21 protein-coding genes are annotated in these 23,564 nt (G+C 71.5%); 10 read left to right on the top strand and 11 right to left on the bottom strand.

Annotation, left to right across the window (positions count from 1 at the left end; all coding sequences use genetic code 11):
- Nucleotides 1-94: 94 nt before the first annotated feature.
- Genes D3869_RS29085 through D3869_RS29055 form a run of 7 tightly spaced genes read left to right on the top strand, consistent with a single transcriptional unit; the run spans nt 95 to nt 6,634 of the window.
- Complete coding sequence (locus tag D3869_RS29085) at nt 95-1,012, top strand: branched-chain amino acid ABC transporter permease (protein ID WP_059399728.1); 918 nt, start codon at nt 95-97, stop codon at nt 1,010-1,012.
- A complete protein-coding gene (locus tag D3869_RS29080) occupies nt 993-2,060 on the top strand; it encodes a branched-chain amino acid ABC transporter permease (protein ID WP_137143122.1) in 1,068 nt (355 codons plus the stop codon). Before D3869_RS29085 ends, D3869_RS29080 begins: the two co-directional genes overlap by 20 nt.
- Nucleotides 2,061-2,068: 8 nt before the next feature.
- Complete coding sequence (locus tag D3869_RS29075; protein WP_094307113.1) at nt 2,069-2,836, top strand: ABC transporter ATP-binding protein; 768 nt, start codon at nt 2,069-2,071, stop codon at nt 2,834-2,836.
- The gene (locus tag D3869_RS29070; RefSeq protein ID WP_137143121.1) at nt 2,826-3,575 is read left to right on the top strand and encodes an ABC transporter ATP-binding protein; all 750 of its coding nucleotides are present in this window, start codon (nt 2,826-2,828) and stop codon (nt 3,573-3,575) included. Before D3869_RS29075 ends, D3869_RS29070 begins: the two co-directional genes overlap by 11 nt.
- A gap of 19 nt (nt 3,576-3,594) precedes the next feature.
- The gene (locus tag D3869_RS29065; RefSeq protein WP_059399629.1) at nt 3,595-4,137 is read left to right on the top strand and encodes an L-2-amino-thiazoline-4-carboxylic acid hydrolase; all 543 of its coding nucleotides are present in this window, start codon (nt 3,595-3,597) and stop codon (nt 4,135-4,137) included.
- Nucleotides 4,134-5,333 carry a M20 aminoacylase family protein gene (locus D3869_RS29060; protein ID WP_137143120.1) on the top strand — a complete coding sequence of 400 codons (1,200 nt, stop codon included), beginning with the start codon at nt 4,134-4,136 and terminating at the stop codon, nt 5,331-5,333. The genes D3869_RS29065 and D3869_RS29060 overlap by 4 nt, the downstream gene beginning before the upstream one ends.
- On the top strand, nt 5,330-6,634 hold the full coding sequence (locus D3869_RS29055; RefSeq protein WP_137143119.1) for an NAD(P)/FAD-dependent oxidoreductase: 1,305 nt from the start codon (nt 5,330-5,332) through the stop codon (nt 6,632-6,634). The genes D3869_RS29060 and D3869_RS29055 overlap by 4 nt, the downstream gene beginning before the upstream one ends.
- Here the strand turns inward: D3869_RS29055 and D3869_RS29050 are convergent.
- Entirely contained in the window at nt 6,540-7,859 is a 1,320-nt protein-coding gene (locus D3869_RS29050; RefSeq protein WP_137143118.1) for an MFS transporter, read from the bottom strand. The two genes, D3869_RS29055 and D3869_RS29050, sit on opposite strands and share 95 nt — an antisense overlap.
- Nucleotides 7,856-9,049: a serine hydrolase domain-containing protein gene (locus tag D3869_RS29045; RefSeq protein ID WP_137143117.1), complete on the bottom strand. Its 1,194-nt coding sequence runs from the start codon at nt 9,047-9,049 to the stop codon at nt 7,856-7,858. Before D3869_RS29045 ends, D3869_RS29050 begins: the two co-directional genes overlap by 4 nt.
- 116 nt (nt 9,050-9,165) lie before the next feature.
- Between D3869_RS29045 and D3869_RS29040 the strand changes: the two genes are divergently transcribed.
- Nucleotides 9,166-10,074 (top strand): LysR family transcriptional regulator, encoded by a 909-nt coding sequence (locus D3869_RS29040; RefSeq protein WP_137143116.1) that lies wholly within the window; start codon nt 9,166-9,168, stop codon nt 10,072-10,074.
- 82 nt (nt 10,075-10,156) lie between these two features.
- Nucleotides 10,157-12,277 carry a tetratricopeptide repeat protein gene (locus D3869_RS29035; RefSeq protein ID WP_137143115.1) on the top strand — a complete coding sequence of 707 codons (2,121 nt, stop codon included), beginning with the start codon at nt 10,157-10,159 and terminating at the stop codon, nt 12,275-12,277.
- Between the two features lie 6 nt (nt 12,278-12,283).
- Here D3869_RS29035 and D3869_RS29030 read toward each other — a convergent pair whose 3' ends face one another.
- The 4 genes from D3869_RS29030 to D3869_RS29015 form a co-directional block, all read right to left on the bottom strand.
- The gene (locus D3869_RS29030) at nt 12,284-13,393 is read right to left on the bottom strand and encodes an FkbM family methyltransferase (protein WP_137143114.1); all 1,110 of its coding nucleotides are present in this window, start codon (nt 13,391-13,393) and stop codon (nt 12,284-12,286) included.
- A gap of 138 nt (nt 13,394-13,531) precedes the next feature.
- Nucleotides 13,532-13,774, bottom strand: a complete 243-nt coding sequence (locus D3869_RS29025; protein ID WP_040137885.1) for a hypothetical protein — start codon at nt 13,772-13,774, stop codon at nt 13,532-13,534.
- 109 nt (nt 13,775-13,883) lie between these two features.
- Nucleotides 13,884-14,312, bottom strand: coding sequence for a VanZ family protein (locus tag D3869_RS29020; RefSeq protein WP_094306980.1), 429 nt, complete (start codon nt 14,310-14,312; stop codon nt 13,884-13,886).
- Nucleotides 14,313-14,412: 100 nt separating this feature from the next.
- Nucleotides 14,413-14,613, bottom strand: coding sequence for a hypothetical protein (locus D3869_RS29015; RefSeq protein WP_014200194.1), 201 nt, complete (start codon nt 14,611-14,613; stop codon nt 14,413-14,415).
- Nucleotides 14,614-14,919: 306 nt separating this feature from the next.
- Here D3869_RS29015 and D3869_RS29010 point away from each other — a divergent pair, with 306 nt between their 5' ends.
- Nucleotides 14,920-15,600: a LuxR C-terminal-related transcriptional regulator gene (locus tag D3869_RS29010; RefSeq protein WP_137143113.1), complete on the top strand. Its 681-nt coding sequence runs from the start codon at nt 14,920-14,922 to the stop codon at nt 15,598-15,600.
- Between the two features lie 60 nt (nt 15,601-15,660).
- Here D3869_RS29010 and D3869_RS29005 read toward each other — a convergent pair whose 3' ends face one another.
- From D3869_RS29005 to ptsP, 5 genes are all read right to left on the bottom strand, one after another.
- Nucleotides 15,661-17,265 (bottom strand): sensor histidine kinase, encoded by a 1,605-nt coding sequence (locus D3869_RS29005; RefSeq protein WP_137143112.1) that lies wholly within the window; start codon nt 17,263-17,265, stop codon nt 15,661-15,663.
- Between the two features lie 131 nt (nt 17,266-17,396).
- Nucleotides 17,397-17,984 carry a DUF6655 family protein gene (locus tag D3869_RS29000; protein ID WP_137143111.1) on the bottom strand — a complete coding sequence of 196 codons (588 nt, stop codon included), beginning with the start codon at nt 17,982-17,984 and terminating at the stop codon, nt 17,397-17,399.
- 267 nt (nt 17,985-18,251) lie between these two features.
- Nucleotides 18,252-19,985 carry a fructose-specific PTS transporter subunit EIIC gene (locus tag D3869_RS28995; protein WP_137143110.1) on the bottom strand — a complete coding sequence of 578 codons (1,734 nt, stop codon included), beginning with the start codon at nt 19,983-19,985 and terminating at the stop codon, nt 18,252-18,254.
- Nucleotides 19,986-20,020: 35 nt separating this feature from the next.
- Nucleotides 20,021-20,983, bottom strand: coding sequence for a 1-phosphofructokinase (pfkB, locus tag D3869_RS28990; protein WP_137143109.1), 963 nt, complete (start codon nt 20,981-20,983; stop codon nt 20,021-20,023).
- Entirely contained in the window at nt 20,980-23,517 is a 2,538-nt protein-coding gene (ptsP, locus tag D3869_RS28985; RefSeq protein ID WP_137143108.1) for a phosphoenolpyruvate--protein phosphotransferase, read from the bottom strand. The genes pfkB and ptsP overlap by 4 nt, the downstream gene beginning before the upstream one ends.
- Between the last annotated feature and the right edge of the window lie 47 nt (nt 23,518-23,564).

The raw sequence follows: 23,564 nt of genomic DNA, 5'->3' as shown, positions 1-23,564 counted from the left end.
AGGGCTTTCCACACGATCCTCCTTTCGGGACACACGCCGTGGTGCGCGCTCCGCCGGGACCGGCGGGCGCGCTCCCCGAAGCCTGGAGCACGCCATGGTCTTCGATGTCTTCTTCCTTCAGCAGGTCATCAACGGCCTGTCCATCGGGTGCGTCTACGCCCTGATGGCGATCGGCTTCACGCTGATCTTCGGCGTCCTGAACGTCGTCAACTTCGCCCATGGCGAGGTCTACACCATCGGCGCCTTCGTCGGGCTGATGGTCATCACCGCGATGGCCCCGCCGCTGCTGGCGGTGGTGCCGCTGGTCCTGGCGGTGGGCGCGGTGTCCGGCGTCGGGCTGGAGCGCATCGCCTTCCGCCCCTTCCGCCGCTTCACCGACGAGGCCAGCCAGAAGTCCCGCGCCATGCGCGAGGCGACGCTGCTCTCCTCGCTCGCCGTGTCGATCGTGACGCGCGAGATCATGATGCACATCTTCGGCGGCGACATGCAGGGCATCCCGTCCGGCTACCTGCTGCAGCAGCCAGTCGCCATCGGGCCGGTCATGGTCGCCAGCGGCAGCCTGGTCATCTTCGCCACCTCCGCCGTCATGCTGGGCGCGCTGCAGTTCCTGCTCTACCGCACCCAGACCGGCCTCGGCATCCGCGCCGTGTCCAACAACCAGCTCGGCGCCCGCTACGTCGGCATCAACACCGACCGCACCATCGTCACCACCTTCGCGGTCGGCTCGATGCTGGGCGCCACGGCGGGAATCCTGGTCGGCCTCTACGACGGCGCGATCTCGCCGCACATGGGCTTCGCGCCGGGGGTGAAGGCCTTCGTGGCCATGGTGATGGGCGGCCTGTCGAGCATCCCGGGGGCGGTCGCCTGCGCCCTGCTGCTCGGCGTGTCGGAAAGCATCGCGACCGAGTTCCTGTCGAGCGGCTGGAAGGACCTGATCACCTACAGCCTTCTGGTCATCACGCTGGTCTTCTTCCCGCAAGGATTGTTCGGACATGGACGTGAACGTGCCTGACGCCCGGCTGATGCCGGACACCCTCGCGCCGCCCGCCGCGTTTTCCGGGCGAGGCCGGCGGTTCGCCTGGACCTTCCTCCTGCTGGCGGTCGCCTTCGGCGCCGTGCCCGCCGCGATCGTCGGCACCGGGTCCAGCTACCTCGCCCAGATCGCCATCACGACGATGATCTTCGTGATCCTGTCGGCCAGCCTGAACCACGTGACGGGCACCGCCGGGCTGCTGTCGATCGGCCACGCCGCCTTCTACGGCATCGGCGCCTACGCGGCGGCGCTGCTGTCCACCAGGCTCGGCCTGCCCTTCATCGTCACGCTGCCGGCGGCGGGGCTGATCGCCGCCCTGTTCGGCTTCCTGGTGGCGCTGCCGACCATGCGGCTGGTCAGCATCTACTTCGCCGTCGCCACGCTCGGCATCGGCGAGATGATCTACGTGGTCCTGCTGAACTGGGTGGACGTGACCCGCGGCCCGATGGGCATCCGCGGCATCCCGCCGATCTCGCTGTTCGGCTGGCAGGCCGACACGCTGCTCAGCCGCTATCTGGCGGTCGCGGTCATCGCCGTCGCCTGCGTCTGGGTGCTGCACCGGCTGACCCACTCCTACTACGGCAACGCGCTGCGGGCCCTGCGCGAGGACGACCAGTGCGCCGACAGCATGGGCATCAACGTCGAGCGGCTGAAGATCGAGTCCTTCGTCGTCGCCACCTTCTTCGCCGGCATCGCCGGGGCGCTGCTGGCCCACACCTCCGCCTACATCGCGCCGGACAACTTCCGCTTCATGGAATCGATCCTGATCCTGGCGATGGTGGTGGTCGGCGGGCTGGGCAGCCTTCCCGGCGCGGTCGTCGGCGCCCTGTTCATGATCGTCCTGCCGGAGGCGCTGCGCGACATTGGCGATTACCGCATGATCGCCGTCGGGGCGACCATGTTCCTGTCCATCCTGCTGCTGCCAAAGGGCATGCTGGCCGAAGGCACCGCGCTGGGCTTCGTCCGCCGCTCCTTCTCCCGCGGCTGGGCCACCATCGCCGGCGGCACGCCCGTCGGCTGGAAGTGAGGCGGATCATGAGCAACACGCTTCTCTCCATCCAGGGGCTGACCCGGCGCTTCGGCGGCCTGCTGGCGGTCAGCGACGTCAGCGCCACCATCGCCAAGGGCGAGCTGGTCGGGCTGATCGGCCCCAACGGCGCCGGCAAGACCACCCTGTTCAATCTGATCACCGGCTTCACCCCGCCGTCGGACGGCACGGTGACCTTCGACGGGCAGGACGTCACGGGGCGCAAGCCCTGGCAGATCGCCCGCATGGGCATGGGCCGCACCTTCCAGAACCTGCGTGTCTTCCCCAACATGACGGTGTTCGACAACGTGTCCGTCGGGGCGGTCGGCGCCTTCGGCCAGTCGCCCTGGCGGGCGCTGGTCAACGGCGGCGCCCACAGCCGCGCGGTCAGCGAGCGGAGCTGGGAGGCGCTGGAGCGCGTCGGCCTGACCGCCCAGGCCGGGGACATCGCCGCCAACCTGTCCTACGGCAAGCGCAAGTATCTGGAGATCGCCCGCGCCCTGGCGACGGCGCCCCGCCTGCTGATCCTCGACGAGCCGGCGGCGGGCCTCAACGACACCGAGACGGCGGAGCTGGCCGACTTCATCCGCCGCCTGCACGCCGGCGGCGTCACCGTCCTGCTGGTCGAGCACGACATGGGGCTGGTGATGGGAAGCTGCAGCCGCGTCATCGTCCTGGCGTCCGGCCGGAAGATCGCCGACGGCACGCCGGAGGCGGTGCAGCGCGACCCCGCCGTCCTCGAAGCCTATCTGGGAGTGGAAGACGATGCCGCTTGACGCCGCACACGCCATCGCCACCGCCGTCTCTGGGCGCCGCATCCTTGAGGTCCGCGACCTGACGGTGCGCATGGGGCCGCAGGAAATCCTGCGCGGCGTCTCGCTCGACGTGGCGGAGGGGGCCATCGTCGCCGTGCTGGGCGCCAACGGCGTCGGCAAGACCACGCTGATGCGCGCCCTGTCCGGCATCTACCGCACCACGGGTGGCGCCACCGTCTTCGACGGCCGGGACATGACGGACAGCCCCAGCCACGAGGTGGTTCGCCGCGGCCTTGCCCAGGCGCCGGAGGGGCGGCAGATCTTCGGCACCATGACGGTGCGGGAGAACCTGCTGCTTGGCGGGCGGACGCTGCGCCACGACCGCGCCGCCCGCATGGAGCGGATGCTGGAGCTGTTTCCCCGCCTGCGCGAGCGGCTGACCCAGAAGGCGGGCTCGCTGTCGGGCGGCGAACAGCAGATGCTGTGCATCGCCCGCGCCCTGATGTCGAAGCCCCGCCTGCTGCTGCTCGACGAGCCGTCGCTCGGCCTCGCGCCGATGGTGGTGAAGCAGATCTTCGACCTGCTGGTCCAGATCCGCGGCGAGGGCACCTCGATCCTGCTGGTGGAGCAGAACGCCCGCGCCGCGCTGCGCGTCGCCGATCACGCCTATGTCATGGAGGCGGGAAGGGTGACACTCTCGGGCAGCGCCGCCGATCTGGCCGCCGACCCGCGCGTGCGGGCGGCCTATCTCGGCGGCTGACGGAAAAAGGATCGCAGCGATGACCACCGACACCGAAAACGCCGCTCCCGCCCCAACTCCCGCGTCTGCCCCCCTGCCCATCCTGGAGCGGCGGCGCATCGAGGCGGCCTTCGCCAAGGCGCTCTACGACCAGCTCCTGCCCGAGATCGGGCGGGAGCGGGCGCGGGCCGTGCTCGCCCGCGCCATCGAGGTGATGGCCCGCGAGGCCGGCGCCGCCATGGCGGCGGAGGACCGCGCCACCCGCGGCACCGCCGACCTCGCCACCTTCCACGAGCGGCTGGCCCTGTGGACCGCCGGGGACGCCCTGCGGCTGGAGGTGATCGAGAGCGCGCCCGACCGGCTGGGCTTCAACGTCACCCGCTGCCGCTACGCCGAAAGCTACCGCGCCATGGGCGTGGAGGAGATCGGCGACATCCTGTCCTGCAACCGGGACGGCGAGTTCATGTGCGGCTACCGCCCCGACGTCCGCTTCACCCGCACCCAGACCATCATGCAGGGCGCCAGCCACTGCGACTTCCGCTACAGCCTGCCGGCGGGCGGACCCCAGGAGTCCCCGGAATGACCATCCCCGCGAACGTCCGCCTGCATCCCGCCGCCGAGGCCCTGGCTCCGGAGATGCGGCAGTGGCGGCACCATCTGCACGCCCATCCCGAAACCGCCTTCGAGGAGCACGAGACCGCCGCCTTCGTCGCGGACAAGCTGCGCGCCTTCGGGCTGGAGGTGGCGACGGGGCTGGGGCGCACCGGCGTGGTCGGCACGCTGAAGGGCCGGCGGCCCGGCGGCCGGGCCATCGCGCTGCGCGCCGACATGGACGCGCTGCACATCCACGAGACCAACGACTTCGCCCACCGCTCGGTCAACCCGGGCCGGATGCACGCCTGCGGCCACGACGGCCACACCACGATGCTGCTGGGGGCGACGAAGATCCTGGCCGACGATCCCGATTTCGCCGGGACGCTGCACGTCATCTTCCAGCCGGCGGAGGAGAACGAGGGCGGTGCGCGCGAGATGATCGCCGAGGGGCTGTTCGAGCGGTTCCCGGTGGAGAGCGTCTACGGCATGCACAACTGGCCGGGCCTGCCGCTCGGGCAGATCGCACTGCGGCCGGGGCCGATGATGGGCAGCTACGACATCTTCGAGGTGACCGTCCACGGCAAGGGCAGCCACGCCGCCATGCCGCATCTCGGCCACGACCCGATGACCGCCGCCGGCCATCTGCTGACCACCCTGCAGACCATTCCGGGGCGCAGCCTGCACCCGCTGGACAGCGCCGTGGTCTCCACCACCTGGATCACCGGCGGCGACACCTGGAACGTCATCCCGGCGGAGGTCACGCTGCGCGGCACCGTCCGCGCCTTCAAGGAGGGGGTGCAGGACGTGGTCGAGGCGCGGCTGCGCGCGCTGGCCGAGCACACCGCCGCCGCCTTCGGCTGCACCGCCAGCGTGCGCTACGAGCGACGCTATCCGGCGACCGTCAACAGCGCCGCCGAGACCGCGCTGTGCGCCCGCGTCGCCGCCGCGCTGGTCGGCGAGGCGAACATCGACCACGATCCGATGCCCTCCATGGGGGCGGAGGATTTCGCCTTCATGCTGAAGGAACGGCCGGGCTGCTACGTCTGGCTGGGCAACGGGCCGACGGACGGCGGCTGCCTGCTGCACAACCCCGGCTACGACTTCAACGACGCCAACCTGGCCATCGGCGCCAGCTATTGGGTGGCGCTGGCGAAGACGCTGCTGGTGGAGGAGGGGACGCGATGAGCGCGCTTCTCAAACCGCTGCTGGACGCGCCGCTGCCGGACTCCCATTGGGCGGCGAGCGCCGTCGCCGGCCCGGAGACCGGCCCGCTGGACGGAGCGGTCCGGGTGGATGTGGCGGTGGTCGGGGCGGGCGTCACCGGCCTGTCCACGGCGATCCATCTGGCCGAGCAGGGTGTCCGCGTGGCGGTGCTGGAGGCGCGCGAGCCGGGCTTCGGCGGGTCGGGTCGCAACAACGGCCAGATCATCCCGACGCTGTCGCGCCTCGACCCCGCCAACCTGACGGCGGCCTATGGCGAGGCGAAGGGATCGGCGCTGGCCCGCATGGTCGGCGGATCGGCGGCGCTGGTCTTCGACCTGATCGAGCGCTACCAGATGCGCTGCGACGGCGTGCAGAAGGGCTGGATCCAGCCGGCCCACCGGCCGGGCCGCATGAAGGCGGCGGAGCAGCGCGTCGCGCAGTGGCGGGCACTGGGGGCGGAGGTCGCGCTGCTCGACGCGGCGCAGACGGAACGGGCGCTGGGCACGCGCTTCTGGCACGGCGCCATGGTCGCGCCGACCGGCGGCCATGTGAACCCGCTGTCGCTGGCCCGCGAGATGGCGCGGGCCGCCCTCGGGCTGGGAGTCACCATCCACAGCGACACGCCGGTCGTGTCCATCGCGCGCGCCGGCACCGGCTGGACGCTGACCACGCCGCAGGGCTCCGTGACCGCCGACCGTGTCGTGCTGGCGACCAACGCCTACACCGACGATCTGTGGCCGGGGCTGCGCCGCTCGATCGTGCCGGTGCTGAACTTCCAGATGGTGACGGAGCCGCTGCCCGCCGCCCTGCGCGCCAGCGTGCTGCCCTCCGACATGGCGTGCAGCGACACCCGCGGCGACCTGCATTTCTTCCGCTGGACCGCCGACAACCGGCTGGTCTCCGGCTGCACGCTGGTGCGGTCGGCCGACGCCGAGCGGCGGGCGCGGGAGCGCACACGCGAGCGCATCCGCCGCGTCTTCCCCCAGATCGGCAACCCGGCCATCGCGCGGAGCTGGAGCGGGCATCTGGCGATGACCGCCGATTTCCGGCCCCATTTCCACGAGCTGGCGCCCGGCGTGACCGGGGCGGTCGGCTACAACGGGCGCGGCATGGCGCTGGGCACCGCCGTGGGCCGCGAACTGGCGCGCCACGCCACGGGGACGGGCGCGCCGGAGCTGGCCTTGCCCTTCACCCCGGTGAAGCCGCTGCCCTTCCACGATCTGGTGACGCGCTTCTCCCGGCTCTACATGCTGCATCTGCGCCGGCTGGACCGCACGGACTGACGGCGACGGCAGCCCCCTCTCCCGCTCCGGTCGCGTCGGTCGGGGCGGGAAAGCCGTGCCGCCTCGCTCCCCACACCACCAGCAACGCCACCGCCAGCAGCACCAGCAGGGCCGGCGCGAAGGCGCCGACGCCCAGCCGCTCGAGCAGCACGCCGCCGACGATGCCGCCGCCGGCGATGGCCGTGTTCCAGGCGGTGACCAGCATGGACTGGGCGACATCCGCCGCGTCGCCCGCGGTCCTGGCCAGCGCCGTCTGGAACAGCGTCGCCGCACCGCCGAACGCCAGACCCCAGGCGGCCACCGCCGCAAGGACCACGGCCGGGGCGTCGCCCGCCGCGCCGAGCGCCAGCGCGGACAGACCGAACACGCCGGTGCTGGCCAGCGTCAGCGCCCGCAGATGGCCGTCGATCAGCAGGCCGACGATCCAGATGCCCAGCAGCGACGCGACGCCGAACACCAGCAGCGCCAGATCCGTCCGCCCAGCCATGCCCGACGCCGCCAGGAACGGCGCGATGTAGGTGTAGAGGATGTTGTGCGCCAGCACGAAGGCCAGCACCACGAACAGCACCGGGCGCACGCCGGCCAGGGTGAACACGCGCCCCGGGGGCAGCCGCCTGCCCGCCGCCTGTCCGGCGAAGTCCGGCAGCGCGACGCGCATCCACAGCATGAGCGCCAGCGCCAGTGCGCTCATGATGCCGAAGCACACCCTCCAGCCCACCAGATTGCCCAGGAAGGTGCCGGCCGGCACGCCGAGCGACAGCGCCAACGGCGTGCCGACCATTGCAACGGCGATGGCCCGGCCCTTCTGGTGGTCGGGCACCATGCGCGCGGCATAGCCTGCCAGCAGCGCCCACATCAGGCCGGCCGACACGCCCGCCAGGAAACGCGCCACCATGGTCAGGGCGAAGCTGCCGGAAAACGTCGTGACGGTGTTGGCGACGACGAAGCCGGCGATGGCCGCCAGCAGCAGCGGGCGGCGGCGCACCCCCTGCGTGGCGGTGGTCAGCGGGATGGCCGCCGCCAGCGAACCGCCGGCGTAGATCGTCACGGTCTGGCCGACCCAAGCCTCGGTTACTCCCAGCCCTTGGGCCATCTGCGGCAGCAGTCCGGCGGGCAGCGCTTCGGTGAGGATGGTGATGAAGGCCGCCATGGCGAGCGCCAGCAACGAGGCCAGGGGCAAACGGTCCGAAGCGGCGGCGCTTGTGCGCGGGGGTGTCCTCCTCATGGCCGCGCCTCCAAGGCGCCATAGACCGCATCGCGCAAGTCGGTGACGAAGCGGCCGGACATGCCTTCGTAGAGCGTGTTGGTGAAGGCGACGACGCTGAGGCCCCGCGCCCGGTCCACGAACCAGGAATGGCCGTAGGCGCCGCCCCAGCGCCAGGTTCCTTCCGATTCGGGCGAGGCGGCCGAGGCCGGGTCGCGCAGGACCGAGAAGCCCAGCCCGAAGCCGAAGCCGGGCGCGTTGGGCAGGTTGCGGCCGCCCGTCTGGTCCCGGGCCATCTCCGCGATCAGGTCGCCGGGCAGGAGGGCGCCGCCGCCCTGCCGCAGGGTTTCCAGCAAGCGCAGCAGATCCTCCGCCGTCCCCGCCATGCCCGCGCCGCCCGACGGAAATGCCTGCGGATCGAAGATGCGCGCAGGGCTGTAGGCGATGCCGACGGCGCCCTCGAAGGGAGAAACCGTCTCGCCCTCGGCCAGCCGATGCGGCCGCGGCGTATCGCCCACATAGGCGGTCGCCACGCGCCGGGGATCACGGGCGGTGAAGCCGGTGTCCGCCATGCCCAGCGGGCCGGTCACCAGCCGGCGCACCGCCTCGGCCAGCGTCGTGCCGTGCACCCGCGCGACCAGCGCGCCCAGCACGTCGGTCGCCAGTGAGTAGCCCCAGCCCGTCCCCGGTTCGTAAAGCAGCGGCACGCCGGCGAGACGGCGCAGGTTCTCGTCCAGGCTGATGCCGGACGCGTCCATGCCGTCCGACACGCCGGCCCGCGCATAGGGGCCGTCCGCGTCGGCCTCGAAGAAGCGGTAGCCGAGACCGGCCGTGTGGCTGAGCAGCTGCCGCGCCGTGATGCGCGCCGGTCGGCCATCGGCCAGCCGGGGCTGGAACCGGGGCAGCCAGCGCGCGATGCCCGCGTCGAGGTCGAGCCGGCCTTGCGCCACCAGAGCCAGCGCCGCGGTGGAGACGATGGGCTTGCTGACCGAGGCCAGACGGAAGACCGTCTCCACGGCCATCGGCCGCGCGCTTTCGCGGTCGGCGAAGCCGGCGGCCTGCCGGTGGACCAGCGCGCCGTCCCGCGCCACCAGGACGACGGCGCCGACAAGCCGCTGCTCGTCGAGCGCCCGCTGGACGGCGCCGTGGACGCGCTCACGGAGGGTCGCCGGCGGAACGCCTTGGCGGAGGACAAAGGGCGGATGGGTCATGGCACGCGGCTCGTTTCAATGGGCGATGCCGTGACGATAAAAATCCTGCTATTAAAGAAAAAGCCGGGTGCAGTTCCTGATTATGCGGAGCTGGATGTCCGCAATGGAGGCGCTGGATGGACAGCCTGAACGGCTTCGTGGTGTTCGTGCAGGTTGCCGAGACGCGCAGCTTCGTCGCCGCCGGCCGGTTGCTCGGCGTGTCGGCCTCGGCCGTTGGCAAGAGCGTGGCGCGGCTGGAGGATAAGCTGGGCGTGCGCCTGTTCCACCGCAGCACGCGCAGCGTCACGCTGACCGCCGAGGGCGCGCTGTTCCTGGAGCGCAGCCGCCGCATCCTGGCCGAGATCGAGGCGGCGGAGCTGGAGCTGTCACAGGCCTCCGCCGTGCCGCGCGGGCGCCTGCGCGTCAGCCTGCCGCTGGTCAGCTCGCTGGTCCTGCCGGTGCTCGGCGAGTTCATGCGCGCCTATCCCGAGATCGAACTGGACCTGGACTTCACCGACCGCATGGTCGACGTGATCGAGGAGGGCTTCGATGCCGTGGTGCGCACGGGCGAGCCGGCCGATTCACGGCTGTCGGCGCGCCGGCTGGGGAGCTTCCGTTTGTTGCTGGTCGCCTCGCCGGACTATCTGGCGCGGCGGGGTATGCCGCGAACGCCGGCCGATCTGCGGCAGCACGCCTGCCTGCACTACCGCTTTCCCAACAGCGGCAAGCTGGAAACCTGGGCGCTTCGGCAGGCGCCCGGCGAGCCCGAACTGCAATTGCCGACCTCGATGATCTGCAACAACATCGAGACGCGCGTGTGCTTCGCGCTGCAGGGGCTGGGGATCGCCTACCTTCCGGACTTCGCCATCCGCGAGCCGTTGGCCGACGGCCGGCTGGAGCCGGTCCTGGCCGATCACGTGGAGCGCACCGGCGTTTTCCATGTGCTGTGGCCGGCGAGCAAGCACCCCTCGCCGAAGGTGCGGGCGCTGGTGGATTTCCTGCGCGCGAGGGTGTTCCCGGCCGCGAAGGCCAAGTCCGGCGGTTGACAGTCCGGCGGTTGACAGTCCGGGGGTGGCCCGGCCACTGTGGCGCCATCCCGAAGCGGCCCCACGCGGATTGCCCCGGCCCATGGCCACCGTCTCCGAAGCCCTGTCCATCGCGCTCGACCATCACATCGCCGGGCGGGTGACGGAGGCGGAAACCCTCTATGGCCGTATTCTGGAGGCGGTTCCCGGCCATCCCGACGCCAGCCATCTGATGGGGCTGTTGCTCGCCCAGACCGGGCGGGCCGCGGTGGCGCTCGTCCATCTCGACGCCGCCGTGGCGGGTGATCCGGCATCGCCGACCTATCACCTCAACCGCGGCAAGGTTCAGGACGCGCTCGGACGGACCGCGGACGCGGTGGCGAGCTGGCTCGCCACGCTGCGCCTGCGGCCGGATCATGGGGAGGCGGCGGAGCGGCTGGCCCCGGCGCTCCGCGTCCTGGCCGAGACCGCCTTCGATTCCGGCGCCCTGGCCTCCGCCGCGGCGCTCTACACGCAGTCGCTGGCCCTCGATCCGCAAAATCTGTCCGCTGCCTTCGACGCGGCGATGGCCGCCAAGGGGCTCGGACGGTTGCAGGAGGCCGCTCGGCTGGCCGGGATCGCCGCCCGGCTCGACCCGACGCTGCTGCGCGCCCGGATGGTGGAGGCGGAGGTGCGGCAGACGCTCGGCCAGACGGAACGGGCCATTTCCGCGCTTCGTCCGGCGCTGGCCCTGGACCCCGCGCAAGGCGGTTGTTGGGCGAGCCTGTGCCTGCTGCTGAGCGACCTGGGGCAGCGCGGCGCGTCGGTCTCCGCGGGGCGCCGCGCCGCGCTGGCGGCACCCGCCGACACCGGACTGCTGGTCCGGCTTGCCGCCGCCCAGCAGATGGCCGAGAAGCCGCGCGCGGCGTTGGCGGCGGCGCGGCGCGGGCTGGCGCTCGACCCCGCCTCGGCGGAGCTGCACCTTGCCCTCGGCGCGGCGCTCGACGCGTTGCACGCCCTGGAAACGGCGGACCGGTCGCTGGACCGCGCCGGCCGGCTGCGTCCCGGCGACGCGGCGGCGCTGGCCGAGCGTGGCCGGCTGTGCGAGCGCGCCGGATCGGCGGAGCGAGCGGCGGCTCTGCTGCATCGGGCGCTGGCCGCGCGCCCGGACGACGGTGACTCCTGGGTGGCGCTCGGCCGCGCCGCGCTGCGGCGGGGCGATGCGGCGTGGGCCAGCCGCTGCGCGCGTTGGGCGCTGCGGCTCTCCCCTGGCCTTCCCACCGGCCTGCTTCTGGCCGGCGCGGTCCGCGAGGCGCAGGGGGCGGACGGCGAGGCGCTGGCCCTCTACGACCGGGCGATCGCCGCGGCACCGGGCCTCGGCACGGGCTTCTCCCGCCGGGCGCTGCTGCTGCTGCGCCGGGCCGTGGGCGACGCTCCGCCGCCGCGCCGCGCGTCGGGCAAGCGGCGCCTGTCGGTGTCCACGCTCGGCCACGCCGGGCGGTTCGGCAACCAGCTCCTCCAATACGGTTGTCTGCGCGTCTGCGCGGAGCGGAACGGGATGGAGCTGGAAACGCCGGAGTGGATCGGACGTCATCTCTACGGGCTGGACGACCCGCTTCACGGACCGCCGCTTCCCGGCCTGCACGAGGAGGACTGCGGCGTTCCGGCGCTGCTGGATGGGCGGGCGCTGACGGGCGCGGGCGGTCATGACGTGGTCGGTTATTTCTGCGGCGACACCGCGCCGCTGGCGCAGCACCGCGAGCGGTTCCGCGCCTTCTTCACGCCTGTCGGCACGGTGGCGGAGCGGGCAACGGCGGCGTTGGACGGCGTGCGGGCGCGCGGGCGGACCCTGGTGGCGATCCATCTGCGTCGCGGCGATTTCGGCCTGAACGACCGCTTCTGGATCGCGCCGGAGGGCTGGTATCTCGACTGGCTGGCCGATCTGTGGACGACGCTGGACCGGCCGGTGCTCTATCTCGCCACCGATGCGCCGGAACTGGCGGACCGCTTCGCCCGCTACCGCCCCCTCCTCGCCGGCGATCTGGGGGCGCCGCTGCCGGGGGCGGAGTTCTTCACCGACCACTGGATTCTGTCGCGGGCCGACCACGTCGCCGTGTCCAACAGCTCCTTCTCGGTGACGGCGGCGATGCTGAACCCGGCGCTGCGCGCCGCGCTGCGCCCCGACCGCGAACGGGCGCGGCTGGTGCCCTTCGATCCGTGGAACGGGCCGGTCCTGCTGCCCTGACTGGCGTCAGCCGGGACGGCGGACGTAGAGCGCGTCGCCCCAGCTGTGATGGTAGGGGCTGGTCTCGGCGACGCGGTCGAAGCCGTGGGCGAACAGGATGTCGTCCACGTCGGCGGCGAGGCCGGACCCTTCATACAGCTCCGCGTAGCTCACCTCGGTCACCACCGCGTCGAAACCGGCCAGCAGATCGCCGCAGCCGGTGAGAATCCGGCGCTCCGATCCCTGCGCGTCGATCGCCAGCACGTTGAAGTCCCCTGGTGCAAGGCCATGGGACGCCAGCAGGTCCGGCAGGGATCGGGTCTCCACCTCGATGACCTCGTCGACGGTGATGTGGGGATAGACGGTCAAATGACCGGTCGGCTCCAGCAGGGAGCTGGACTGGCGGCTCGACATGCGGGAAAAGCGCGCCCGCCCGGCCCGGTCGGACACCGCGGCGTTCAGGCAGACGACGTCGCCGTTTCCGGCGAATTTGGCCTGGAGCGTGGCGAAGGTCGCCGGGTCGGCCTCAATGAAGAGGACTCGGGTGGCGCCGGAGTCCCGGTAGTTGGCGTATTCCTCCCCCTCATGGGCGCCGACATGGATGATGCCGCGCGGCGCGACGCCGTGGCGGGGGAACAGGTCCTTGTAGCGGAACATGCCCTGGCTGCGCGCGAACAGCCGGTTCCAGTGGCGGGGGGCGACCGCCATGTGAAGGCCGCCGCGCCCGTCTTCCGGCGGCGTGGCGCGGAATTCCAGATTGCGGTCGGCGAAGCGGAACAGCGAATAGCCATGGGCTTGAAGGCGCGCGTACAGCGCGGCCAGTTGCCCGCCGGACTCGGACTCCTCGAATTGGAGGAAGTCGATGCGGCGCAGGCGCAGAAGATCGGCGGCACCGTCCAGCATCGCCAGGGCGTCGCCGCAGCCATCCAAAATCAGCCAGTCGATGTGGCGCGGCCCGATCGGACCGCACCACGCATCGAGTCCCGGCGCGGCGGATGATGGGGCAAGGCACGCCCGGCCAGCGGCGCCGTCCGTCCAACGCCCGGCACCGGTTCCGACCGCCACCAGGGTGGCCTCGGGCGGCAGGAAGGCTTTTTGAAGCGGGAGTCCGGGAAGGGTGGGGGTCTCGTGCTGCATCTCATCACCGCCATGGGCCTGATCGACAGTCCCAAGGGATGATCGCAGCCGCTTCCCGTCGCCTTGGCACGATGGCCATTGTGGAAGCGGACGCGGGGCGGGTCAACGGCACCGCCCCGATCGCATCGCTGAACGGCGTCAGGCCGCGCGGTGGAGGAAGCCCAGATGCTGCGGCGCCAGGGTGGAGGCCCACTCCTCGGCCGCGTCCTGCGCCTCGCGGCGGGTGGCGAACCAGCGGGCGTCGGGGGTCCAGCTCAGCCCCTCATGCTCCGCGTGCCAGTTCCACCAGCCGTCGGTGGCCTCGCAGACCGTCAGCATCACGCCGAACGCGGATTCCAGGGCGCGGGCGCCGGTCTTAGCCTTTTCGTTATGCCAGTCCATAAGCGTTACTCCAGATGTCCTGCCTTTCGGCATAGCATAGTTCGGTAGACGAACAAAACCAAAAACGGAGGAGGCTGCTCGGGATTGTCGATCCGGACGCTGCGTCCCCTCACTCCGGTAAGGACGCAAACGCCGTGGGCTGCGTGACTATTCCATGGCGCGCGCGGCGCGCGCGTTGGGCGGCGCGATGTCCCAGCCGGACGGTCGTGATTCCCAACGCGATTCCCACGGCGTTCCCAGCCAGATCGGACAGGCTGGCCTCGCGTCCCGGGACGAAGGATTGCGCCACCTCGATGGCGGCACCGAGCGCGAAGACCGCCAGCACCGCCAGGACGGCGGCGCGCCGGTTGGCGCTGGCCAGGATGCCGAGCAGGGTGAGGAGCCCGAAGGCCCCGGCATGCACCAGCTTGTCGAAGCCGTAAAGGCCGCTGGGCGCCAACTGCGGTTGCAGCGCGGCCCAAAAGGCGATCCCCATGAGGCCGAGAAGGGCGCCAAGCGCCAACCGGCGCCAGAGAAGGGGAAGTGGGCGGAACGTCATGACGGCCTCCTGCGACGAAGGCCATCCTGCGCGGAACAGTCTCAAGAGCCGGTTAACCGCCCGATGTCCGCGCTGTGACATCAGGCGGGCAAGGCCCGTTTCAGGAACCGGTCGCCAGCCCCATGGCAATGCCGCGCGCTTCGGTGAAGGCGGCGCGCTGCTGCACCAGCGTCCCGTCGGCGTAGACGCCCCAGCCGCTCTGCGAGCCGGTGGCGTGGTAACGGATTTCAATCCGGCGGTGACAGTCCTGCATCACGAAGTGACAGGGACTGATCTTCTTCCACATGGACACCATCGGCATGTCGGGCACCCATCCAAGCGATGAATTACGATGACTGTACCAATGGCCGATTATGGTTGCCGTGATATTAACGAGACGGCGTCCGATTCCTGCGCAAAATGGGTAGTGGCCTGTTCAGCCTGGGTTTTTCTGGGTTTCCGGGCATCCGGGAGCGTCCTGGACCGGCTTTACGGGGAGGGGCATATGCCCGATGGGAGGACGTGCCTCGGACTTCATTGGTTAATATTCTACTAACGGACGGGTGGTCGGCCCGCCAACGATAGGGTAGGGTGGCTCATCTCAATCACCTTCGAGAGTGACTGGACGATGCAATCGGTCTCCATCTTTCTGATCGACGCCAACAAACTTTTCCGCGAAGGCATGAAGGCCCTCTTCTCGGAAGGGGAGTTCCGCATCACGAAAGAGGCCGCCAGTTTCAGCGACGTACCGCCGCCGGGCATGATGGAGGGCGACACGCCCGAGCTCATCATGATGGATCCGGCTTCCGCCAACGGCACGGTCCAGGCCGTCACCGTCCTGCGGGAGCAGTATCCGAACGCGCGGCTCGTCCTTCTGGCCAGCCACCTCGACGCCCAGGAAATGGCCAACGCCATCCAGGCCGGCGCCGACGCTTTCCTGATGAAGGACATTTCCCCGGCCGCGCTGGCGCAGTCGCTGCGTCTGGTGATGATCGGCGAAAAGGTCTTCCCGACCCACCTCGCCGCCCTCCTCATCACCGGCAAGGCCGGCGCCAACACCAGCGCCAACGGCCCGACCGCGGCCAAGGGCCTGTCGCAGCGCGAGACGCAAATCCTGGAGCGTCTGCTGCAGGGTGACAGCAACAAGATGATTGCCAATCATCTGAACATCACCGAAGCGACGGTGAAGGTTCACCTGAAGAGCCTGCTGCGCAAGATCAACGCCTCCAACCGCACCCAGGCGGCGATCTGGGCGCTGGAGAACGGGTTCGGCGGCAAGGTGGAAAAGCCGATGGAAGCCGTCGCCTAAAAATCAGAACGCCGCGCCATCCCGGGACCCGGTGGCTTCGACGCCCGGCCGTTGGAACGGTCAGGCGGGAAAAGTCAGAACGAAGCGGGTTCCGGGGCGGCCGCCCTGATTGGGGCGGTCGATCTCCAGCTTTCCACCGAGCTGGCGCACCAGACCGTGCACCAGCGTCATGCCCATGCCCTGACCCGACCCGGCGGGCTTCACCGTGCCGGCGCCGTCCGGCAGGCCGGCCCCGTCGTCGGTCACCGTCAGCCGGCGGTCGTCGCCGCAGGCTTCGAACCGCACCGTCACCGTTCCCTGCTCCTGGGTGCGGAAAGCGTGCTTCAGGGCGTTCAGCACCAGCTCCGTCACGATCAGCCCCATGGACGAGGCCTGCGCGGCGGGCATCGGGATTCCGTGCGCGGCGTCGATGACCAGGGTGCAGCGGCCCGAGTCGATGAAGGCGCCGGTCAGGCTTTCCCCCAGCCGTTGCAGATAGTCGGCCGCGTCGAGCGTGGCGAGGTCGTTGCGCGTCGCCTCGAACAGGCGGCGCTGCACCAGCGCCATCGCCTGGATTCGTGAGAAGGCCTGCTCCACCGCCTTGCGCGCCGCCGGGTCGGTGACCGTGGCGGTCTGCATCGACACCAGCCCGTGCAGAAGCTGGAAACTGTTCATGATGCGGTGGCTCATCTCGTGGGCCACCAGCTCGCTGCGCCGGGCCTCGTCCAGGGCCGCGGCAAGGTCCTGCGCCGCCCGCTTTTCCGCGTCGATGTCGCTGACCACGGCGACCACGCCGGTGATCCGCCCGTCGTCGTCGCGCAGCGGGGCCGCCGACACGCGTGTCCAATGCTCCGTCCCGTCGGCGGCGCGGTGCAGGAAGTCCATGCCGGGCACCACGATCTCGCCCCGCATCGCGCGCGCGCCCGAGAAATCCTTGCGATCGACCGGCCGCCCGTCGGGGTGGAAGGCGCGCCAACGCGACGCCTCCCGGTCGTCGGCCGACGGCAGGGAGCCGTTGGTGTAGTCTCGCATCAGCCGGTTGTTGCGGGTGGTGCGGCCCTGCGCGTCGTAGACGGCGACGCCGACCGGCAGATGCTCCAGCACGGAGGACAGCAGCGCCTCGCTGGACTGGCGCTCCCGCTCCGTCCGGTCCCGTTCGATCAGCAGGGCGGCGGTGTGGGTCAGCAGATCCACCGACTCCAGGTCCAGGGGGCCGGGCGCGCAGGGGGTGGCGTGGTAGATGGTGAAGGCGCCCAGCACCGTCCCGTTGACCGCGCGGATCGGGGTGGACCAGCAGGCCGCAATGCCATGCTCCCGCGTCAGCGCGTGGTAGGGCGCCCAGCGCGGGTCCAGCGCGACATTCTCGACCACCACCCGTTCCCCGCTGTGGGCGGCCAGACCGCAGGAGGGGGCTTCCGGGCCGATCTCAAACCCGTCCACCGCCCGTGTGTAGGCGTCCGGCAGGCCCGCCGCCACGCCGAAGCGCAGGCTGAGACCGCCCTCGTTCACCAGAAAGATGGCCGCCCGCGCGCCGAGCTGCTCGGCGCCCGCCCGCACCAGCAGGGCCAGCACCTCGTCCAGCCCGGCGCCGCCGATCGCCCGCTCCAGGGCGGTCTTCTGGGCAAGCAGCAGCCGCTCCGATCGCCGGGCGCTGTCGCCGTCCCGTTCCGCCCTTTGGTCGTCCAAGATGCCGTCGCCTTTGCGCCTGGTGCCCCGCCCCGCAGGGCCACGGCATGTTACGCGTCCACCCCCAGCCGCGCCAGAGAATGCGGCCATGGCTTTGGTTGAACGCAAGGATTTCGCGCGGGGATGCCGCGTCAGTTGGTGTCTTCGGGGTAGGGGGGCGAGGTGCGCCAGGAGAACAGCGTCATCGCCCGGTAGCTCTGCTCCCCCGACAGGCCGTAGGCCGGCTCCGTCGAGGCGACCAGGGCGCCGCTCCGGTTGTCGTAGGCGAAGGCGGAAAATTTCGCGACCGCCTGGTTCTCGGTGGAGCTGTAGACCGACGCTTCCGGCAGGGTGATCGTGCCGGGGAGGGTGATGGGGGGAATGCCCAGCACCGTCTTGCTCTGGTTCACCGACAGGGCGCCCAGCCGGATCTCGATGATGGTGTCGGCGGCGGCCCGGTCGGTGACGAGGCGGATGCCCTGGCGCAGCAGCGATTCCTTGATCGCGCTGGCGGCGTACTTGGCGTCGGCGCCGTCGAAATTGCCGGTGTCGAGGAAGGCCCGCTTGTCCGCCGGCAGCTCCAGCCTCAGGCGGTTGGCGGCGTTGTCCGCAGCGCTGGAGATCAGGAGCTGTTCGGTGGCGGTCCGGGACGGAAGGCTTTCCTTCACATCGGTGCATCCGGCGGCCAGGGCCGCGGTGGCCACCAGCGCTGCAAGGATCATCGGTCTGTTGCGGGGCATTCGGGTCCTCGTGCTTTTCGCCTCCGGCTTCTCAGGTTCGCCCGATCCGGGCAAGGGAGAGATTTGGGACCAGTTCCGCACGCCGAACAAACGAAACGCGCCGGACAAAAAAAAGCCACGCACGGGAACCGCACGTGGCCTGAGTCTAGGGAGGAAACGCCCTATAGAGCGTGCTGCCGAGGCAGCAAAAGAAAGATAGGGCCGACGAGGCGTTCTGTCCAGGGGCTATGTAAACGTTTTCATCTCAGTGACGCTTTCGCAGCGCTGTTACGCCGTCGCCACGCTACTGACCGGACGCTTCAGGAACCGCAGCGCGACCGCGGTGGTGACCGTTCCGGCGACCAAAGCCACGACGTAGCCCGCCAGATGGGTGACGGCGTTGGGGATGGGCAGGACGAAGATGCCGCCGTGCGGAACCTTCAGCTCCGCCCCGATGCCCATGGAGATGGCGCCGGTCAGCGCCGCGCCCAGCACCAGCGCCGGGATGACGCGCAGCGGGTCGCGGGCGGCGAAGGGGATGGCGCCCTCGGTGATGAAGGCGATGCCCAGGATGCCCGCGGCGTTGCCGGCCTCGCGCTCCTCCCGGGTGAAGCGGTCGGCGAACAGCTTGGTGGCGAGCGCGATGCCGAGCGGCGGCACCATGCCGGCGGCCATGGCGGCGGCCATCGGCGTGTAGACCTGGGAGGCGATGAGGCCGGTGGAGAAGGCGTAGGCGGCCTTGTTGACCGGCCCGCCCATGTCGAAGGCCATCATGGCGCCGATCAGCAGGCCGAGCAGGATCGCGCTGCTGCCCTGCATGCCCTTCAGCCAGGCGCTCAGCGTCGCCAGGGCCTCCGCCACCGGGGCGCCGACCACGTAGATCATGGCGAGGCCGGTGATGAGGGAGCCGAGCAGCGGCAGGATCAGCACCGGCTTCAGCCCCTCCAGATTCTTGTGCAGCTTGATGTTGCGGTTGAGGAAGCTGGTGGCGTAGCCGGCGATGAAGCCCGCGACGATGCCGCCGAGGAAGCCGGCGCCGAGATTGGCGGCCAGGATGCCGCCGACCATGCCCGGCGTGATGCCCGGACGGTCGGCGATGGAGAAGGCGATGTAGCCGGCCAGCGCCGGAACCATCAGCGCGAAGGCGCCCTTGGCCCCGATCTGGAACAGCGCGTTGCCCAGCGTGCCCTGCTGGCTGTCCTCGAACACGTAGATGCCGCCGAGCGCGAAGGCGATGGCGATCAGCAGGCCGCCGGTCACCACGAAGGGCAGCATGAAGGACACGCCGGTCATCAGATGCTTGTAGGGGCCGCTGCGCTGCGCCGCCGCCCGCTCCACCTTGGCCGCCGCCACGCCGTCGGCCGGTGCCGGGGCGGCGCCGTGGGGCTGCGCCTCGGCCAGCGCGCGTTCGACCAGGGCGCGCCCGTCGTTGATGGCGGGCTTGGTGCCGCTCTTGAAGACGCGCTTGCCGGCGAAGCGGGCGAGGTCCACCTGCGTGTCGGCGGCGATCAGCACCACGTCGGCCTCGCGGATCTCCTGCTCGGTCAGCGTGTCGCGGGCGCCGACCGAGCCCTGCGTCTCCACCCGCACGGCGTGGCCCAGCGCCTGGGCGGCCTGCTGGATGCCCTCCGCCGCCATGAAGGTGTGGGCGATGCCGGTGGGGCAGGAGGTGATGGCGACGATCTTCTTGGTGCCCGTCTGCGTCGCCGTCTGGGCCTGGGCGGTCGCCAACGCCTGCTCCAGCACGGCCCGCGCGTCGCGCAGCACGGCGTCGAGCGCCGCGGCGCTGCGCTTCAGCCCGGCGAAGCGCTCCTCGCCCAGGTCGCCGGAGCCGACGAGAATGACTCCCTGCGCGCCCTGCGCCGCCCCGGCGGGCAGCGTGTTGCGGACGCCGAGGCTGGAGCGCACCTCCACCTGGATGGTGTGGCCGAGTGCCGCCGCGGCCTTGCGCAGCGCTTCGGCGGCCAGGACGGCCTGGGTGCTGAGATCGCCCGCCGCGATCACGGCCAGCATGTTCGCCATGGTTTCCTCCCGAGCGGTCACCCGCTCCCCGTTCATTAAAGCGTTGAGAGTTCGACCTGTCCGGCCAGCGCGCGGACCGCGTCCGCCCCCGGCAGGTTGGGTCCGAAGCAGCCGAGCTTCGCCGTGGCGAAGGCCACGGACAGGCGGGCGACGCCCTCCAGCGGCAGCTCCGCGCCGAAGGCGGCGATCAGCCCCGCCACCATGGCGTCGCCGGCCCCCACCGTGCTCAGCGCGGTGACCGCCGGCAGCCGGGCGTGCAGCGCCGGGCCATCGGCCACGAACAGCGCCCCGTCCGCCCCCAGCGAGACCACCACGACCGCCACGCCGCTGCGGTGCAGGCCGCGCGCCGCCTCCAGCAGGTCGGCGGTGGCGGGCAGGGACGATCCGGCCCAGGCTTCCAGCTCGTGCCGGTTGGGCTTGATGCAGAAGGGCAGGTCCGGGGCGGCCAGCGCCGCCGCCAGCGGCGGGCCGCTGCTGTCCAGCACGACGCGGGCGCCCTGGGCGCGCAGGTCCGCCGTCAGCGTCGCGTAGCTGTCCGCCGGCAGCCCGTCCGGCAGGCTTCCCGCCAGCAGGACCGGCGTGCCGGGCAGGACCAGCTCGCGCAGGGTGCGGCGCACGCGGTCGAGCGCGTCGGCGTCGGCGGTCAGGCCGGGCAGGTTGAGGTCGGTGGTGTCGGCGGCGGCAAGGTCGGCGATCTTCACATTGACGCGCGTCTCGCCGGGCAGCCGGACGAAGCGGTCGGCGATGCCCTTGGCGGCGAACAGCGCCTCGAAGGCGGCGGCGTTGCCGCTGCCCAGCAGGCCGGTGGCGACGACGGGCGTTCCCCAGTCGGCGAGGCAGCTCGCCACGTTCACGCCCTTGCCGCCGGCGTTGCGCCGCACGGCGCTGGCCCGGTGCACGTGGCCGGGGCGCAGCGCCTCGACCGTGATGGTCTGGTCGATGGCCGGGTTCAGCGTGACGGTGACAACGGGCCGGATGTTCTCTTCGAGCGTACTCATGCAGCACCTCCGTCGAGCGCGCGCACCGCGTCGGCGGTCTCGCACTCCAGCGCCCGTTGGGCGGCCTCCTTCAGGGCGGACAGGTCGCTGCCGCGCAGGCGGTCCTTCACGGCGGGAATGTCGCGCGGCGTCATGGAAAGTTCGCGCACGCCGAGCCCGGTCAGCAGGGCCGCGCCGAAGGGGTCGCCGGCGATGCCGCCGCAGACGCCGACCCAGCGGCCGTGCCGCTCCGCCCCCTCCACCGTCAGGCGGATCAGCCGCAGCACGGCGGGGTGCAGGCTGTCGGCCTCCGCCGCCAGTTCGGGGTGCTGGCGGTCGATGGCCAGCGCGTATTGGGTCAGGTCGTTGGTGCCGATGGAGAAGAAATCGACATGGCGGGCCAGAACGTCGGCCTGGATGGCCGCCGCCGGAACCTCGACCATAATGCCCAGCGGCACGGCCGGGGCGTCCAACTCCGCCCGGATGCGCTCGCAGGCGGCGCGCAGGGCCTGCACCTCGCCCAGCGCCGTGATCATCGGGAACATGATCGACAGATTTCCGCCGTCCTTGGCAGCGCGGTAGAGGGCGCGGAGCTGCGTCTCCAGAAGCTCGGGCTTGCGCAGCAGCAGGCGGGCGCCGCGCACGCCGAGGAAGGGATTCTCCTCATGGGGAAGCTGAAGGTGCGGCACCTGCTTGTCGCCACCGATGTCGAGCGCGCGGACGATCAGCGGGCGGCCCTCCAGCGCGGTCAGCATGCCGCGGTAGGTCTCGTACTGCTCGTCCTCGCCGGGGGCGTCGCCGCGCTCCAGGAACAGGAACTCGGTGCGCATCAGACCGACGCTCTCCGCCCCCTGCGACAGGGCGACCGCCACCTGATCGGGGCGGTTGACGTTGGCGCCGATCTCCACCTCGTGGCCGTCGCGGGTGCGGGCGGGCAGGCCGCGCCGGGCCTCCTCCTCGGCCTTGCGGGCCTCCTCCCGCGCGATCCAGGCGCGGGCGTCGGCGGTGTCGGCCTCGGCGGGGGACAGATGCAGGCGCCCGCTCTGCCCGTCGAGGATGGCCGGGGTGCCGTTCGCCAGTTCCATCAGCGCCGCGCCGCCCGCCACCATGGCCGGCAGGCCCAGCGTGCGGGCCAGGATCGCGGTGTGGGAGGTCGGGCCGCCCTGCGCCGTCGCCAGCCCGATCACCCGCGCCATGTCCAGAGCCGCCGTGTCGGAGGGCGACAGATCCTCGGCGATCAGGATGCAGGGGGTGTCCGGCAGGTCCGGCGCGCCGCCGGAGCGCAGCGCCGGGTCGATCCGCGCCAGCACGCGCTGGCCGACGTCGCGCAGGTCGGCGGCGCGCCCGGCCAGCACCGGGTTGTCGAGCGCGGCCAGCCCGGCGGCGGTGCGCTCCACCGCCTGATGCCAGGACCAGGCGACGCCGTGCCCCTCGACCATGAGCTGGCAGGCCAGAGTCACGAGGTCGGTGTCGTTCAGGATTTCCGCCTGGGCGGTGAAGATCGCCGCTTCGGAAGGCCCGAGCCGGCGGGCGGTGTCGTCGGCCAGCGCCTTCAGATTTTGGCGGGTCAGGCTCAGCGCCTCGTGCAGGCGGTCGCCGCCCTCGATCAGCGGCACCGGCTCGTCGGGCACCGACACCGCGGCGCGCGGCAGCACATGCACCGGGCCGATGGCGAGTCCGGGGCTGGCGGCGATTCCCGGAACGGTGGGCAGTGGGTTCGGCGGCGTCCAGCCGCGCGCGGGCGCGCGGGCCTTCTGCGCCGCGGCGGCGGCGTCCGCCTTCTCCCGCGCGGTCAGCCGGGTGATGGTCGCCTTCATGCGGGCGAGCGCCGCCACGGCGTCCTCGCCCTCCGCCGAGACGACCACGCTGTCGCCGGCGCGCAGGCCGAGCTGGAGCAGCGCCACCAGCGCCTTGGCGTCGGCCACCAGATCGCCGTGGCGGACCTGGATGCGGGCGACCGACGCGCGCGCCGTCTCCACCCAGGCGGTGGCCGGGCGGGCGTGCAGGCCGGTGGGGTAATCCACCACCCAATCGAACCGCTCCGCCAGATCGCCGCCCGGTGTGGCCGGGGCGGCAACGGGCGCGTCCTCGCCGAGGGCGGCGGCGAGGGTGGCGGGGTCGGTGACGGTGAACAGGGCGGTCAGCCGCGCCTCGTCCTGCATCAGCCGGGTCAGGCGGCGCAGCACGGCGATGTGGGCGTCGGACTGGGCGGCGATGGCGACCACCAGATGGGCCGTCTGGCCGGGATTCCATTCGATGCCGCCCGGCACCTGGAGGACGGCGATGCCGCTGCGGCGGACCATGCCGCGGTCCTCGACCATGCCGTGGGGGATGGCGACACCGTGGCCGAGGAAGGTGTTCGCCACCGCTTCCCGGCGCAGCATGCTGGCGGCGTAGGCCGGATCGATGCAGCCGGCGGCGATCAGGAGCTGGGCGGCCTCGTGGATCGCCTCCTCCTTGCTGGCGGGGCTGGCGTTCAGCCGCAGCAGATCGGGCCGCAGCAGATCGGTGGGCAGGCCGGTGGGCATGATGGCGGTGTTGGTGTCGGGGGCCATGGCGGGTCCGTCTCCTCCGTTCGGTTTGGCGCCGGGCGGTCTTGGGT

The sequence above is a fragment of the Azospirillum brasilense genome (genome assembly GCF_005222205.1).
GTDB lineage: Bacteria > Pseudomonadota > Alphaproteobacteria > Azospirillales > Azospirillaceae > Azospirillum > Azospirillum brasilense_G.
This window is presented reverse-complemented; position numbering and strand designations above follow the sequence as displayed.